Here is a 13981-nt window from a genome sequence, read left to right as displayed (position 1 = left end):
CGCCCGTGACGTGGCGGCCGAGGCGCGCTAGCTCTGCGCCATGGCAGAGTTTCCCACCAAGGACGCGATCCTCCAATGGATCGAGGACAATCCCGAAGCGACCAAGCGAGACATCGCACGGGCCTTCGGCATACGCGGCGCGGCGAAGATCGACTTCAAGGCGCTTCTCAAGGACATGGAGGCGGAGGGCGACCTTCCCGGCAAGACGCGCCGGCGCGACCGCCACGAGGGCGGCGGGATGCCTCCGGTCACGGTGATCGAGATCACGGGTCCCGATGCGCAGGGCGACCTGCTCGCGCGGCCCGTCGACTGGCGCGGCGACGGGCCGCCTCCGGCGATCCGGGTGCAGCTGCGGGAGATCGATCGGGACATCGGCCCGCGCGACCGGCTCCTGGCGAAGATCGACGAAACCCCGGGCGAGGATCAGCCCTATGCCGCCCGGCCGATCCGCCGCATCGCTGCGGCGCCCGCGCGCGTGCTGGGCATCTTCCGCAAGGACAGTCAGGGCGGCCGCATCCTGCCCATCGACAAGGGCGAAGCCAAGCAGTGGGTCGTCGGCCCCGGCAATGACAACGGCGCCCGCGACGGCGAGCTGGTCGAGGCCGAGCAGGTCGGACCCAAGGGTCGGCTCGGGCTGCCCAAGGCGCGCGTGACCGAGGTCCTGGGCGACCCTGCCGGCCCGCGCGCGGTGTCGCTGATCGCGATCCACCAGCACGGCATCCCGGACGTCTTTCCCGAAAAGGTGCTGGACGAGGCCGAGGCGGCCGAGCCCGCAGGCCTGGACGGGCGCGAGGACCTGCGCGAGATCCCCCTGGTCACCATCGACCCCGAGGACGCACGCGACCGGGACGACGCCGTGCTGGCGATCCCGGACGACACGCCGGGAAACGAAGGGGGGTTCGTCCTTTGGGTCGCCATCGCGGACGTGGCCTACTATGTCCGCCCGCAGAGCGCGCTCGACACCGAGGCGCGGCTGCGGGGCAACTCGACCTATTTCCCGGACCGGGTGGTGCCGATGCTGCCGGATCGGCTGTCGGGCGACCTGTGCTCGCTCCACGAGAACGTGGACCGCGCGGTGATCGCCGTCCGGATGCGGATCGACCGGGAAGGGCGCAAGCTCGACCACAGCTTCACGCGCGGGCTCATGCGGTCGCGCGCCTCGCTCGAGTACGGGCGGGTGCAGGCGGCCATCGACGGCCAGCCGGACGACAGGACCGAGCCGCTGCTGGAGTCCGTGCTGAAACCGCTCTACGGCGCCTACGAGGCGCTGCGGCGCGCCCGCGACATGCGTGCCCCGCTCGATCTCGACCTGCCCGAACGGCGGATCGTGCTGGACGAGAGCGGCAAGGTCACCTCGGTCGCCTTCAAGGACCGGCTCGACGCCCATCGGCTGATCGAGGAGTTCATGGTGCTGGCCAACGTCGCCGCCGCCGAAACCCTGATCGCCAAGCGCACGCCGCTGCTGTTCCGCGTCCATGAGGAGCCCGACCCGCTGAAGCTCGAGTCGCTCCGCGAGACGGTGGAGGCTTCGGGCCTGACGCTGGCCAAGGGGCAGGTGCTTCAGACGCGGCACCTGAACCGGCTTCTCGCGCAGGCGGCGGGAACGGATCAGGCCGAGCTCATCAACATGGCGACGTTGCGGTCGCTGCCGCAGGCCTACTATGCGGCCCAGAACTTCGGGCATTTCGGCCTGGCTTTGCGCAACTACGCGCATTTCACCTCGCCGATCCGGCGCTACGCCGACCTGATCGTCCATCGGGCGCTGATCTCGGCACATCGCTGGGGGCCGGACCCGGCGGCGGATGGATTGTCGGACTCGGACATCGACCGCATCGACGAAACGGGGGAGCTCATCTCCCAGGCCGAACGCCGCTCCATGATGGCCGAGCGCGACACCCAGGACCGCTACCTCGCGGCCTTCCTCGCCGACCGGGTCGGGGTGGAGTTCGGGGGGCGCATCTCGGGCGTGGCGAAGTTCGGGCTTTTCGTGAAGCTGGACGAGTCCGGGGCCGACGGCCTGGTGCCCGTGCGATCGCTGGGGGAGGAATACTTCCACTACGACGCCCGTGAAGGCACCCTGACGGGCGGCAGTTCCGGCGTGGTCTTTGCGCTGGGAAGCCGCGTGACCGTGAAGCTGGCCGAGGTCGCCCCGGCGACCGGCGGCATCCTTCTGGAACTGCTGACCCTCGAGGATCATCCTCTGCCCCGGCGTCGTGGCGGCAGCCGGCGGGGGGCGCCGCCGCGCCGCAAGCTCGGGCAGGAAAAGGCGCGCGCGGCCAAGGAAAGGAAGGTCAGCCGGCGACGGAAATGAGGGCTCAGTCCTTCTCCTTCCCCTCGGCCTCCTGCAGGCGGGCCTTGGTCGTCTCGGCCCAGTCCCGCCCCGGTTCGCCCCCCCAGAGCAGCCAGGCGATGTAGCCGGCCGAGGGGTTTTCCTCGTTGCCCCAGTCATGGCCGCGCTTGTCGACCTCATGCCGGGCAAAGTAGCTTGCCATGGCGACCACGTCGTCACGGCTCAGCTCCTTGCGGTCGCGAAGCTGACGGGCGCGGGCCCAGCCGACCTCCGTGCCGCCGCGGTTGAAGGTCTCGTGAAGCTTGAGGCCCTTTGCCGCCTCGCGGGCAACGGTGGCGGGGGGTGTCATGTCGATGCGGGCCATGGGGCCTCCTGTGGCTTTGGCGGGGAACGGCCCATGGCGCGCTTCGTTCCCGGCCCCGCCGTTTTCGCCTCCCGGACGGCGGTTTCGCCTTCCGCGCGAGTGTCGGGCGGGCTAGGTTCGGAGGTAACAACAAACGGTGGGCAAGAGGGCAGTATGCGACAGGGCTTGGCTCGAATCCTTCTGTCGGGGGCGATGATCCTTGGCGTGGCTTCCTGCGGGATGGGCGTGCGCCCCGGCGCACAGATGGGGACGCAGCAGAACGTGAACGCTTTCGTGACGGTGCCGAATCCGGCCTACGACGCCTGGGTGGCGTCCTTCCTGCCCCGTGCGCAGGCGGCGGGCATCCCCGACGCTACGCTTCAGGCCGCGTTCGCCCAAGCGGGCTTCATCCCCCAGGTGATCGAACGGGACCGCAACCAAGCCGAGTTCTCGCGCACGCTGCAGGATTACCTGCTCAGCGCCGTGTCCGACAGCCGCGTGGAGAACGGGCAGGCTGCGCTGCGGTCGCATGGCGACCAGCTTGCGCGGATCGAAGCGACCTACGGCGTCGATCGGGAGGTGGTCGCGGCGATCTGGGGCATGGAGTCCTCCTATGGCACCCGCAAGGGCGACGTGCCCGTGGTCTCGGCGCTCTCGACCCTGGCCTTCGAAGGGCGGCGCGCCCAGTTCTTCGAAAGCCAGCTGATCTCCGCGCTGCGGATCCTGGCGGCCGGGGACACGACCCCCCAGGCCATGAAGGGCTCCTGGGCGGGGGCGATGGGGCATACCCAGTTCATCCCGACCTCCTTTGAGGCCTATGCCGTGGACTTCACCGGCGACGGGCGGCGCGACATCTGGGGCGAGGATCCGTCGGATGCGCTGGCCTCGACGGCGGCCTACCTGTCGGGCCATGGGTGGCGGTTCGGGGAACCCTGGGGCGTGCAGGTCCTCGTGCCCGAGGGCGTGGGCGGCGGCACCCGGTCGGCGTCGGAATGGGCGTCCCTGGGCGTGCGGGACGTAAACGGCAACCCGCCCCCCGACTTCGGGTCCGCGACGCTGCTCCGCCCCGAAGGGGCCGCGGGCGCGGTGTTCCTGACCTACCGCAACTTCGATGTCATCAAGCGCTACAACAACGCCGACAGCTACGCGATCGGGGTCGGGCACCTCGGCGACCGCCTCAAGGGCCGTCCGCCCCTGCAGGGCATCTTCTCGAGCGAGCGGCCGCTCACCCAGCCCGAGCGGGTGGCGCTCCAGCAGCGGCTGACCGCGCTGGGCTACGACACCGGCGGCACCGACGGGAGCATCGGGCCCCGCACGATCCAGGCGATCCGCGACTTCCAGGCCTCGCGGGGGTTGCCGCCCACGGGATTCGCGGCGCCGTCCGTGCTGGCCGCGCTGCGGTAGGGCAGGGATCGGAACGGCGCTGGCGGGCTTTGCGGTTCGCCAGCCTCAGCCGTTCAGCAGGGCGTGGGCGGCCTTGTACGCCTCGCGCTTGAAGGGGACGATGTGCTCGGCCAGCCGGGCCGCGTCGTCCCATCGCCAGTCCTCGAACTCCGGATGCGCGGTGGCGATGCCCACCTCGGCATTCGTGCCCAGATACCGCATGAGCACCCAGGTGATCGCCTGCCCGCGCCACCGGCCGCGCCAGTGCGCCGGGCGCAGCTCCTCGGGGATGTCGTAGGCGATGGCGGCGGGACCGACCGCCTCCACCCGGACGAGGGAGGAGGGAATGCCGGTCTCCTCCTCCAGCTCCCGCAGGGCGGCGGTGGTCAGGTCCTCGCCCCTGTCCACGCCGCCCTGAGGCATCTGCCAGGCCGCGGGATCCTCGGCGGGACGGTCGTTCCGACGTCCGGCGAAGACCTGCCCCGCCGGATTCACCAGGATGATGCCGACGCAGGGCCGGTATCCCTCGGGCAGGTCGGGCATCACGGCTCGGCGGTGGCCGGCGCCTGAGCGGGCGCATCGGCGGCAGGCGCGGCCTGCGCGGCCTGCGTCGGGACCGGCGCATCGGGGCCCAGGGCCGAAAGCCCCTTGAGGATGTCGATCGCGTAGGCGAGCTGGTAGTCCTCCTCGCGGAGCTTGGCCGCGGCTTCCGCCCGGGCCTGATCCTGCTCGATCTGCGACTTCTCCTCGTCGGTGAGCCAGTCGTTGTTCAGAGCGCCCCGCAGGTCGCCTTCGTGGATCTCGCGCGGCGCGGCCGAGGTATCCTCGCCGGGGTCGGTCGCATCGGCGGCCGGCTCGGGCGCCGGAGGCTGGTCCACGATGATGTCGGGCGAGATGCCCAACGCCTGGATCGACCGGCCCGACGGCGTGTAGTAGCGCGCCGTGGTCAGGCGCATCGCGCCATCCCCGGCCAGCGGCATGACCGTCTGCACCGAGCCCTTGCCGAAGCTCTGCGTTCCCACGACCACCGCGCGGCGGTGGTCCTGGAGCGCGCCCGCCACGATCTCGGAGGCCGAGGCCGATCCGCCGTTCACGAGGACGACCATCGGCTTGCCCGAGATCAGGTCACCGGGCGTGGCGTTGAAGCGCTGCCCGTCCTCGGCGTGGCGGCCGCGCGTCGACACGATCTCCCCGGCATCAAGGAAGGCGTCCGCCACATAGATCGCCTGGTCCAGCAACCCGCCCGGGTTGTTCCGGAGGTCGAGCACGATGCCGTTGACGTGATCCATCCCGCCTGCGGCGTCGATCTGCGCCTTGAGGCCGTCGGTCAGGTTCGGGAAGGTCTGGTCGTTGAAGGTCGTGACCCGCAGCACCACGGTGTCCCCTTCGGTCCGGGCGCGCACGGCCTGCAGCTTGATGGTGTCGCGGACGATCGAGACGTCGAAGGGCTGCTCCTCGCCTTCGCGGACGATGGTGAGCTTGATCTCCGAGCCGACGGGGCCGCGCATCATCTCGACCGCCTCGTCGAGGGTCAGGCCCATCAGGCTCTCGCCGTTGACGGCGGTGATGAAGTCCCCGGTCTCCAGGCCCGCCAGATCCGCCGGGGTCCCATCCATGGGCGAGACGACCTTGACCCAGCCTTCCTCCTGCGTGACCTCGATGCCTAGGCCGCCGAACTCTCCGCGGGTCTGGACGCGCATCTTCTCGGCGTCGTCGGGGCTCAGGTAGCTCGAATGCGGGTCGAGCGAGGTGAGCATCCCGTTGATCGCGGCCTCGATCAGCTTCTGCTCATCGACCTCCTCGACATAGTCGGCGCGAATCCGTTCGAAGATGTCGCCGAAAAGGTCGAGCTGCTGGTACACGCTGCTGTCGCGGCTCCCGGCCTCCTGGGCCAGGAGGGGCCCGGCCACCTGCGTCGAGACCACGAGGCCCAGGGCGGCCCCACCCATGGCGGCGAACGCCAGTTTCTTCATCGGAGCCCTCTCAGTCCAGCCGGAACCAGGTGCCGGGGTCCACGGGACCATCGGCGTCGCGAACCTCAAGATACAGGGACTCTGTCCGGGCACTACCCCCTGCGCTCGCCGGAGCGGTCAATATCGCGTCAGCATCCGGCGTTTCCCCTCCCATGAGGCCCAGAGGCGCACCTTCGGGCAGGATCTCGCCTGCATTGCCATACACCTCGCCCAGGCCGGCAATCACGAAGAGCGTGCCTGGCGCGGGCTCAAGGATCGCCACGGTGCCATAATCGAGCAGCGGCCCCCGGAAGCGCAGCGTGGCGGCCACCGGAACGCTGACCAGGGCGCGCGGATCGGTCGCGATGACCAGCCCCGGACGAGTGACGCCCGCAGCGTCGGCCTCACCCGGCCGGCGAAGGATCGTCCCCTCGACGGGCAGGGGCAGGTCGCCCTTGCGGGCCGTCGCCTCGTCGGGCGGGGTCGAGAGCTGCTCGTCCACCGTTTGCGCCAGCCCTTCGGCAAACCCGTCCAGCGACTCCGTGGAGGCCATCAGCAGCGCGGTCGCCACCGGATCCTCGGTATAGGCGCGGGGCAGTTCCGTCCGGTCGGCGGCAGCGGCGGCCAGCGCGGCCCGGGCGGCCTGCACGTTGGACAGGCCGTCGCGGAGCGTCTGCGCGGCCTCGTCCTGCGTGGCCTGGATCGCGGACAGCGTCTCGAGCTTGCCGCGCAGGGCCTCGGCCTTGGCCTGGAGGGCCGGCGTCACGTCGGCGAGCATCATCCCCGCCCGGGCCGTCCCGAGCGGCCCTGACGGGTGCAGCATCAGCACCGGCTCGGGCGCCTGCCCCATGGACTGGAGCACCCCCAGGAGTTGGGCGATCCCCTCGCGGTCGGCCTGCAGTTCGGCCTCGATGCGGGACCGTTCCACGGCGACCCGGCGAAGCGTGTCCCGAAGGAGCCCGAGCCCGTCCTCGTAGGCCTTCACCGTCCGCGTCAGCGCGGCGAGCCGGTCCTCGGCGCCCGTGGCGCCCTCCATCATCTGCGTGGCCTCGTGCAGCTGACGGGCGGCCTGCGCCGCCGCCTCCGCCGTGCCGGGCTGCTGCGCGGCGGCCGGGACGGGCAGGGCCAGGAGCGCCACGAGCGCGAGGGCGCGCCTCATCTCTGGATCAGGCTCCGTCCCGTCATCTCGGGCGGCAGGTCGAGGCCCATGAGGTCCAGGATGGTCGGCGCGAGGTCGGCAAGGCGCCCGTCGCGCAAGGCCACGCCCTGCGGCCCGCCGAACAGGATGACCGGGACGGGGTTCGTGGTGTGGGCGGTGTGGGGGCCGCCCGTCTCCGGATCGACCATCAGCTCGCAGTTGCCATGATCGGCGGTGACGACCATGGCGCCCCCGGCCTTGTCCAGCGCGGCGAGGACGCGGGCCAGGCCCCGGTCCACCGCCTCGCAGGCCTTGATCGCCGCGGCAAGGTCGCCGGTGTGGCCGACCATGTCCGGGTTGGCGTAGTTGGTCACGATCAGGTCGTAGCCCGCCTCGATGGCCTGGACGAAGTGGTCCGTGACCTCCTCGGCCGACATCTCGGGCTGGAGGTCATAGGTCGCGACCTTGGGCGAGGGCGCCATGTACCGGTCCTCGCCCGGGTAGGGCGTCTCGATCCCGCCGTTCAGGAAGAATGTGACGTGCGGATACTTCTCGGTCTCGGCCAGGCGGAACTGGCGCAGGCCCTTGGAGGCCACCCAGGCGCCCAGCGTGTTCACGATGTCCCGCTTGGGGAAGACCTGCGGATACCAGGCGTCGTGCCGGTCCGAATAGGTCACCATGCCGAGCCGGGCGGCGAGCGTCGGGGCCGGGCCGCGGTCCCAACCCGCAAAGTCCGGGTCGGCCAGGGCCGCCAGGATCTCCCGCGCGCGGTCGGCCCGGAAGTTGAGGCAGAAAAGCCCGTCTTCGGGCTTCAGGCCCTCGTAGCCGTCCAGCACCGTGGCCTCGATGAACTCGTCGGTCTGGCCCCGTTCGGAGGCAAGGCTCACGGCGCTTGCGGCGTCCTTGGCGCGGGCGCCCTTCGCCTCGGCGATGGCGTCGTAGGCGGTCCGGACCCGTTCCCACCGGTTGTCGCGGTCCAGGGCATAGTAGCGCCCGATCACCGTCGCGATCCGCGCGCCGTCGGGCAGCCCGCGCTGCAATTCGGCGATGAAGTCGCCGGCGGAGGTCGGGGCGACGTCGCGGCCGTCGGTGATCGCGTGGATCGCCACCGGCACGCCGGCCGCCGCGATGATCCGTGCTGCCGCGAGGGTGTGGGCGATGTGCCCATGCACGCCGCCATCCGACGCCACGCCCACCAGATGGGCCGTGCCGCCAGACCGCCTGAGCGTCGCGATGAAGGCCTGCAGCGCCGCATTGGCGGCGAACGAGCCGTCCTCGATGGCGAGGTCGATCTGGCCCAGGTCCATCGCCACGACCCGCCCCGCGCCGATGTTGGTGTGCCCGACCTCGGAATTGCCCATCTGCCCGCGCGGCAGGCCGGCGTCCGGCCCGTGCGTGACGAGCTGGGCGTGCGGGAAGTCCGTCCAGAGACGGTCGAAGGTAGGGGTCTGCGCCAGCTTCGGAGCGTTGGCGAAGGGGTCGTCCCGCAGGCCCCAACCGTCGAGGATGCAAAGGACGACTGGCTTTGGCATGGACGTTCTCCCTTCGTGACGGCGCCGTTCTAGACGACCGGCACGCAAAGGGAAACCATGGCCGGCCCGCCCGAAGCCCCGCTAAGGGGCCACGAGCCGCCGGGGGCGGCCGGGAGGCCCGTCCAGGGCGCGCAGCACCCCTTCGGCCACCGCCCCCAGGACGGCGTGGGCCACGACCGAACGGGCGTGATCCTGCCAGGGGTAGTGCTGCGGCGGCGCGGCCAGGCCCAGGGCCGGATTGATCCCCTCGTCTTCGATCAGGGTCATGGCCAGACCCCAGAGCGTGCCGCCGCCGGCCGCCACGGCGGGATGGCGGTGCCGCAGGACGGCGTAGGCCAGGGTCGGGACCATGCCGAAGGAATAATGGAGGGCCAGGCCCGCTGGATGGGGCTGGGGCGGGTTGAGCTCGCGGCCCATGGCCCCGGCGATCCGGTTCGCCGCCACATGGGCCGGATCGAGCCCGCCGGGCCGTGCGCGGCGGGTCTGGGCCCGGGTCTCGGAGGCTTCGGCGTCCCACATCGCCCAGTCCACCCGGTCCAGCACCCACATGGCTGCCGCCCCTGCGGCCGCTCCCTTCAGGAGCGTTCCAAGGAGGCCGTCGCCCTGCCGGTCCGCACGATGATCGCCCTGGCTCATGCCGCCCTCCGCCCGGTTGGTGCTGGGGCAACCGGCGGGGGACCGGAAGGTTCCGCGCCTCAGGACCGGTGGTAGGGCGTTCCGGCCAGGATCGTCGCGGCCCGGTACAGCTGCTCGGCCAGCATGACGCGGACCAGCATGTGCGGCCAGACCATCGGGCCAAGGGACAGGAGCAGGTCCGCGCGCCCCGTCACCGAGGGGTCGATGCCGTCCGCCCCGCCGATCACGAACACCGCCTCGCGGCGCTCCATCTTCCAGCGGTCGAGGCGTCCCGCGAAGGTGGGCGAGGTCAGAAGATCGCCCCTTTCATCGAGGCAGCAAAGCCAGCCGTCCTTGGGAACGCGAGCCTGGAGGAGCGCCCCCTCGGCCGCCATGCCGGCCCCGGGCTTCGCCTCCACCTCCACGACCGAGGCCGGGCCCAGGCCCAGGGAGCGGCCGGTCCGGTCGAAGCGGGTCAGGAAGTCGTCGAGCATCTCCCTCTCGGGGCCCGCCCGCAGGCGGCCCACGGCGAGGATCGTCACTCGCAACGGGTCAGCCTGCCGCGGCGGACCGGTTGGCGGCTCCGGAGGGCATCCACATCTTCTCGAGCTGGTAGAAGTCGCGCACCTCGGGCCGGAAGACGTGGACGATGACGTCGCCCGTGTCGATCAGCACCCAGTCGGCGGTCTCCTTGCCTTCCATCTTGGAAAGGATGCCATGATCCTGCTTCAGCCGGTCGGCGAGCTTCTCGGCGATGGCGGCCACCTGGCGGGTGGAGCGGCCGGAGGCGATCACCATGAAGTCACCCATCTCGGAGCGGCCGCGCAGGTCGATCGTGACGATATCCTCGGCCTTGTCATCCTCGAGGGAGTCGATGACCACCTTGAGGAGATCCTCGCTGGTCATCTGGGGGTCGGGCGTGGGCCCGGGGGTTGCGGCTGGCGCCGCGTGAGCGTCGGGTGACAGGGAGTCATCCTCCTTTCTGCGCGCCGTCAGCCCCGGCGCAGGGCTTGCCTGAAAGATAGCATCGCGGGCATCTCCTCTCAAGGAAGCGGTCCCGCGAATGTGAGCGAGAGCGCCAAGGCGCTTATGGCGGCCACCCATGAGGCCGCGACCCGCAGCCCGATGCGCAGAGGGCCGGGCCAGCGCGACAGGAGTGGCGCAAGGGCGAAAGGTCCTGCAAGGGCCACCAGGCTCCCCAGCGCCAGGCCGGCCAGACCCCCGGCCGGCAGGGTCCGGGGGTCATGCCCGCCGGTCAGGGCCGCTCCGGCCAGCGTCCCGGTCAGCGCTGCCAGCGCCATGTGGCCGGGACCAGCCAGCGGCAGGCCCGTGGCCGTCAGGACCGCGCAGGCGAAACCGGCCGCCAGCGCCAGGAGATCGGCGTTCGGCCCGATCCAAGGGGCCAGGATCAGGCCAGCCAGGAGCCCCGCCGCTCCAGCCAGGACGAACTCCCTCCGGCGTGCCATGACGGCCATGAGGCCGAGCGCCAGCAGGGGCAGGAGGAGCGGGCCTCCGCTCGCGGCAAGGCCCTCGCCGACGTTGCGGGGGATGCCGTGCGCCACGGCGGGCCCCGCCCCCAGGAGCAGAAGCAGGCCCGCCCGTCCGGCCCGGCCTGCGGCCCGCCTCACGCCAGGCCGGCGAGGAAGGCGCCCCCGGTCAGCGCGATCGCCGCCCCGAGGGTCCGCAGGATCGGCTTGCCCCGGGCTACCGTCGCTTCGCCCACGCCGACGCCCAGCAGGTGCAGGGCCCCGGTCGAGATCACGAAGCCCACGGCAAAGGCGAGCGGGTTGGCCGAAGCGGGCAGTTCCGCGCCGTGGGCGTAGCCATGGAACAGCGCGAAGGTTCCGACGATCAGGCAGGCCGGGACCAGGGGAAGCCGCACCGCGAAGGCCACGAGGAGCCCCAGCACCACGCCGGACAGCGCAATCGCCGTTTCGACCGATGGCAGGGGCACGCCCATGATCCCCAGCATCCCCCCGAACGCCATCACGAGCGGAAACGCCACCGGCAGGGCCCAGAGCGCGGGACGACCCAGGATCGCGCCCCAAAGGCCGACGGCCACCATGGCCACCACGTGATCCGGGCCCAGGATCGGATGGGACAGCCCGCTGACCAGCCCGCCGGCCTCTGCGCTGTGGGCCAGGGCCGCGCCGGGGGCCAGAAGGACCCAGGGGGCCAGGAGGGCTATGCGTTTCATGTCATCTCTCCGGATCGTTCGGCGCGAACTTGGCGGCTGCGACATCCGCCCGCAAGGTCCGCGTTTTTCTTGCAGCGAAGAGGCCGAATGTGTATGTGCCGCCTCATGACGCATGTTTTCGACATGGGCGACCGGGACAGGCTCCCCTGGCGGTTCTTCGGAGCCACCCACGGCATTCGCGCGCAAGCGTAATCCGTTCGCGTCGGCGCGCGCGGCGCGCACCTTTTGTCGAACCCTTCCCGTCACGACCCCCTGCCAGGAGCGGACTCATGTCCCCGAACCCCTCCAAGCCCCGGACCCTGTACGACAAGATCTGGGATGCCCACCTCGTCGATGAGCAGCCCGACGGCACCTGCCTGCTCTACATCGACCGACACCTCGTCCACGAGGTGACCTCGCCCCAGGCCTTCGAAGGTCTGCGCATGACCGGCCGCAAGGTCCGCGCGCCGGAAAAGACCATCGCCGTGCCGGACCACAACGTCCCCACGACCGAAGGCCGGGACAAGCGCATCGACAACGAGGAGTCGCGCATCCAGGTCGAGGCGCTCGACAAGAACGCCAAGGACTTCGGGATCAACTACTATCCCGTGTCCGATATCCGTCAGGGGATCGTCCACATCGTCGGGCCCGAGCAGGGCTGGACGCTGCCGGGCATGACCGTGGTCTGCGGCGACTCGCACACCGCGACGCACGGGGCCTTCGGCGCGCTGGCGCATGGCATCGGCACGAGCGAGGTCGAGCATGTCCTCGCCACCCAGACGCTGATCCAGAAGAAGTCCAAGAACATGAAGGTGGAGATCACCGGGTCCCTGCGCCCCGGCGTCACCGCCAAGGACATCACGCTGTCGGTCATCGGCGCCACCGGCACCGCGGGCGGCACCGGCTACGTCATCGAGTACTGCGGCCAGGCGATCCGCGAGCTGTCCATGGAAGGCCGCATGACGGTCTGCAACATGGCCATCGAGGGCGGCGCCCGCGCGGGCCTGATCGCGCCCGACGAAAAGACCTTCGCCTATGTCCAGGGCCGCCCCCACGCGCCGAAGGGTGCCCAGTGGGAGGCCGCGCTGAACTGGTGGAAGACGCTCTTCACCGATGAGGGCGCGCATTTCGACAAGGTGGTGACGATCCGCGGCGAGGACATCGCCCCCGTCGTGACCTGGGGCACCTCGCCCGAGGACGTGCTGCCGATCACCGACGTCGTGCCCGATCCGTCGCAGTTCACCGGCGGCAAGGTCGAGGCGGCGAAGCGGTCGATCGAGTACATGGGGCTCCAGCCCGGCCAGCGCCTGCAGGACATCACGATCGACACGGTGTTCATCGGCTCCTGCACCAACGGCCGGATCGAGGATCTGCGTGCCGCCGCCGCGATCCTGAAGGGCAAGAAGATCAAGGACGGCCTCCGTGCCATGGTCGTTCCCGGCTCGGGCCTCGTGCGCGCCCAGGCCGAGGAAGAGGGCCTGGCCCAGATCTTCATCGATGCGGGCTTCGAATGGCGCCTCGCGGGCTGCTCCATGTGCCTCGCCATGAACCCCGACCAACTGGCGCCGGGCGAGCGTTGCGTCTCGACCTCGAACCGCAACTTCGAAGGCCGCCAGGGCCGGGGCGGGCGCACGCACCTCGCCTCGCCCGCGATGGCCGCCGCCGCCGCGCTGACCGGTCACCTGACCGACGTGCGCGAGCTGATGGCCCAAGAGCCGGAACTGGCCTGAGAGGAGACGGGACCATGGACAAGTTCACCCACCTGAGCGGCATCGCCGCGCCCATGCCGCTCGTCAACATCGACACGGACATGATCATCCCCAAGCAGTTCCTGAAGACCATCAAGCGGTCGGGCCTGGGGGTGAACCTGTTCGACGAGATGCGCTACAACCAGGACGGCACCGAGATCGCGGACTTCGTGCTGAACCGGCCGGCCTACCGCGCCGCCACGATTCTGGTGGCTGGCGACAACTTTGGCTGCGGCTCCTCGCGCGAGCATGCGCCCTGGGCGCTGGCCGACTTTGGCATCCGCTGCGTGATCTCCACGTCCTTCGCGGACATCTTCTTCAACAACTGCTTCAAGAACGGCATCCTGCCGATCGTCCTCCCCGAGGCCGAGCGCGACCTTTGCATGAAGGACGCCGAGAAGGGCGCCAACGCCCGGATCGAGGTGGACCTCGAGGCGCAGACGATCACCCTGTCCGACGGGCAGGTGATTCGGTTCGAGATCGACCCCTTCCGCAAACATTGCCTGTTGAACGGGCTGGATGACATCGGATTGACCATGGAAAAGGCCGGCGCCATCGCGGCCTTCGAATCCCAGCTGTCCCAAGCCCGCCCCTGGGTCTGAGCCAGCAATCAAAGGGGCTGCGCCTGTCCTGCGCAGTCCCGCAAGCCTCCGGAAAGCTGTGCTGAAAGTGCCACGACTCAGCATTTTCTTGCTTACGAGGCTTTGGATGACAACCGATGGTTGTTTTTCCGTTGCGCAACCTACGCCTTCCGATCAATAGTCCGGCTTAGGTACAAAGATTGTCAGGCCGTCGGCTTGGGGC

Annotated in this window: 14 protein-coding genes; 4 read left to right on the top strand and 10 right to left on the bottom strand. The window is 70.4% G+C overall.

All coding sequences use genetic code 11. The features are described from left to right. The first annotated feature begins 40 nt into the window (after window positions 1–40). On the top strand, window positions 41–2311 hold the full coding sequence (gene rnr, locus J3P31_RS18735) for a ribonuclease R (protein ID WP_210530045.1): 2271 nt from the start codon (window positions 41–43) through the stop codon (window positions 2309–2311). 4 nt (window positions 2312–2315) lie between these two features. Here rnr and J3P31_RS18730 read toward each other — a convergent pair whose 3' ends face one another. Further along, the gene (locus tag J3P31_RS18730) at window positions 2316–2654 is read right to left on the bottom strand and encodes a hypothetical protein (RefSeq protein ID WP_210530044.1); all 339 of its coding nucleotides are present in this window, start codon (window positions 2652–2654) and stop codon (window positions 2316–2318) included. Between the two features lie 153 nt (window positions 2655–2807). On the opposite strand from J3P31_RS18730, the gene J3P31_RS18725 reads away from it, so the two are divergent. Beyond that, the gene (locus tag J3P31_RS18725; RefSeq protein WP_210530043.1) at window positions 2808–4037 is read left to right on the top strand and encodes a lytic murein transglycosylase; all 1230 of its coding nucleotides are present in this window, start codon (window positions 2808–2810) and stop codon (window positions 4035–4037) included. Between the two features lie 45 nt (window positions 4038–4082). On the opposite strand, the gene J3P31_RS18720 is transcribed toward J3P31_RS18725, so the two are convergent. From J3P31_RS18720 to J3P31_RS18680, 9 genes are all read right to left on the bottom strand, one after another. Further along, the gene (locus tag J3P31_RS18720) at window positions 4083–4559 is read right to left on the bottom strand and encodes an RNA pyrophosphohydrolase (RefSeq protein ID WP_210530042.1); all 477 of its coding nucleotides are present in this window, start codon (window positions 4557–4559) and stop codon (window positions 4083–4085) included. Then, window positions 4559–5989 carry a S41 family peptidase gene (locus tag J3P31_RS18715; protein WP_210530041.1) on the bottom strand — a complete coding sequence of 477 codons (1431 nt, stop codon included), beginning with the start codon at window positions 5987–5989 and terminating at the stop codon, window positions 4559–4561. The genes J3P31_RS18720 and J3P31_RS18715 overlap by 1 nt, the downstream gene beginning before the upstream one ends. Window positions 5990–5999: 10 nt before the next feature. Next, window positions 6000–7127 (bottom strand): murein hydrolase activator EnvC family protein, encoded by a 1128-nt coding sequence (locus J3P31_RS18710; RefSeq protein ID WP_210530040.1) that lies wholly within the window; start codon window positions 7125–7127, stop codon window positions 6000–6002. Beyond that, window positions 7124–8638 carry a 2,3-bisphosphoglycerate-independent phosphoglycerate mutase gene (gene gpmI, locus J3P31_RS18705; protein WP_210530039.1) on the bottom strand — a complete coding sequence of 505 codons (1515 nt, stop codon included), beginning with the start codon at window positions 8636–8638 and terminating at the stop codon, window positions 7124–7126. Before gpmI ends, J3P31_RS18710 begins: the two co-directional genes overlap by 4 nt. Window positions 8639–8719: 81 nt before the next feature. Continuing rightward, on the bottom strand, window positions 8720–9274 hold the full coding sequence (locus J3P31_RS18700; RefSeq protein ID WP_210530038.1) for a DUF1440 domain-containing protein: 555 nt from the start codon (window positions 9272–9274) through the stop codon (window positions 8720–8722). 59 nt (window positions 9275–9333) lie between these two features. Beyond that, a complete protein-coding gene (gene rlmH / locus J3P31_RS18695; RefSeq protein ID WP_210530037.1) occupies window positions 9334–9801 on the bottom strand; it encodes a 23S rRNA (pseudouridine(1915)-N(3))-methyltransferase RlmH in 468 nt (155 codons plus the stop codon). 4 nt (window positions 9802–9805) lie between these two features. Next, window positions 9806–10159 carry a ribosome silencing factor gene (rsfS, locus tag J3P31_RS18690; protein WP_210530036.1) on the bottom strand — a complete coding sequence of 118 codons (354 nt, stop codon included), beginning with the start codon at window positions 10157–10159 and terminating at the stop codon, window positions 9806–9808. 137 nt (window positions 10160–10296) lie between these two features. Then, window positions 10297–10881, bottom strand: a complete 585-nt coding sequence (locus J3P31_RS18685) for a hypothetical protein (RefSeq protein WP_210530035.1) — start codon at window positions 10879–10881, stop codon at window positions 10297–10299. Next, window positions 10878–11450 (bottom strand): HupE/UreJ family protein, encoded by a 573-nt coding sequence (locus tag J3P31_RS18680; RefSeq protein WP_210530034.1) that lies wholly within the window; start codon window positions 11448–11450, stop codon window positions 10878–10880. Before J3P31_RS18680 ends, J3P31_RS18685 begins: the two co-directional genes overlap by 4 nt. Window positions 11451–11719: 269 nt before the next feature. On the opposite strand from J3P31_RS18680, the gene leuC reads away from it, so the two are divergent. Both leuC and leuD read left to right on the top strand, forming a co-directional pair. Next, window positions 11720–13159: a 3-isopropylmalate dehydratase large subunit gene (gene leuC, locus J3P31_RS18675; RefSeq protein WP_210530033.1), complete on the top strand. Its 1440-nt coding sequence runs from the start codon at window positions 11720–11722 to the stop codon at window positions 13157–13159. A gap of 14 nt (window positions 13160–13173) precedes the next feature. After that, window positions 13174–13779 (top strand): 3-isopropylmalate dehydratase small subunit, encoded by a 606-nt coding sequence (gene leuD / locus J3P31_RS18670; RefSeq protein ID WP_210530032.1) that lies wholly within the window; start codon window positions 13174–13176, stop codon window positions 13777–13779. The last annotated feature ends 202 nt before the right edge of the window (window positions 13780–13981 follow it).

This window comes from Rubellimicrobium arenae, from assembly GCF_017916275.1.
GTDB classification, from domain to species: Bacteria; Pseudomonadota; Alphaproteobacteria; order Rhodobacterales; family Rhodobacteraceae; genus Rubellimicrobium; species Rubellimicrobium arenae.
The sequence above is the reverse complement of the archived record's forward strand: the minus strand, read 5'-3'. Positions and strand labels throughout refer to the sequence as shown.

Bases quoted from the DNA above. Each gene is read 5' to 3' on its own strand.
- rnr (WP_210530045.1), top strand. From the start codon at position 41: ATGGCAGAGTTTCCCACCAAGGACGCGATCCTCCAATGGATCGAGGAC.
- J3P31_RS18730 (WP_210530044.1), bottom strand. From the start codon at position 2,654: ATGGCCCGCATCGACATGACACCCCCCGCCACCGTTGCCCGCGAGGCG.
- J3P31_RS18725 (WP_210530043.1), top strand. From the start codon at position 2,808: ATGCGACAGGGCTTGGCTCGAATCCTTCTGTCGGGGGCGATGATCCTT.
- J3P31_RS18720 (WP_210530042.1), bottom strand. From the start codon at position 4,559: ATGCCCGACCTGCCCGAGGGATACCGGCCCTGCGTCGGCATCATCCTG.
- J3P31_RS18715 (WP_210530041.1), bottom strand. From the start codon at position 5,989: ATGAAGAAACTGGCGTTCGCCGCCATGGGTGGGGCCGCCCTGGGCCTC.
- J3P31_RS18710 (WP_210530040.1), bottom strand. From the start codon at position 7,127: ATGAGGCGCGCCCTCGCGCTCGTGGCGCTCCTGGCCCTGCCCGTCCCG.
- gpmI (WP_210530039.1), bottom strand. From the start codon at position 8,638: ATGCCAAAGCCAGTCGTCCTTTGCATCCTCGACGGTTGGGGCCTGCGG.
- J3P31_RS18700 (WP_210530038.1), bottom strand. From the start codon at position 9,274: ATGAGCCAGGGCGATCATCGTGCGGACCGGCAGGGCGACGGCCTCCTT.
- rsfS (WP_210530036.1), bottom strand. From the start codon at position 10,159: ATGACCAGCGAGGATCTCCTCAAGGTGGTCATCGACTCCCTCGAGGAT.
- J3P31_RS18680 (WP_210530034.1), bottom strand. From the start codon at position 11,450: ATGAAACGCATAGCCCTCCTGGCCCCCTGGGTCCTTCTGGCCCCCGGC.
- leuC (WP_210530033.1), top strand. From the start codon at position 11,720: ATGTCCCCGAACCCCTCCAAGCCCCGGACCCTGTACGACAAGATCTGG.
- leuD (WP_210530032.1), top strand. From the start codon at position 13,174: ATGGACAAGTTCACCCACCTGAGCGGCATCGCCGCGCCCATGCCGCTC.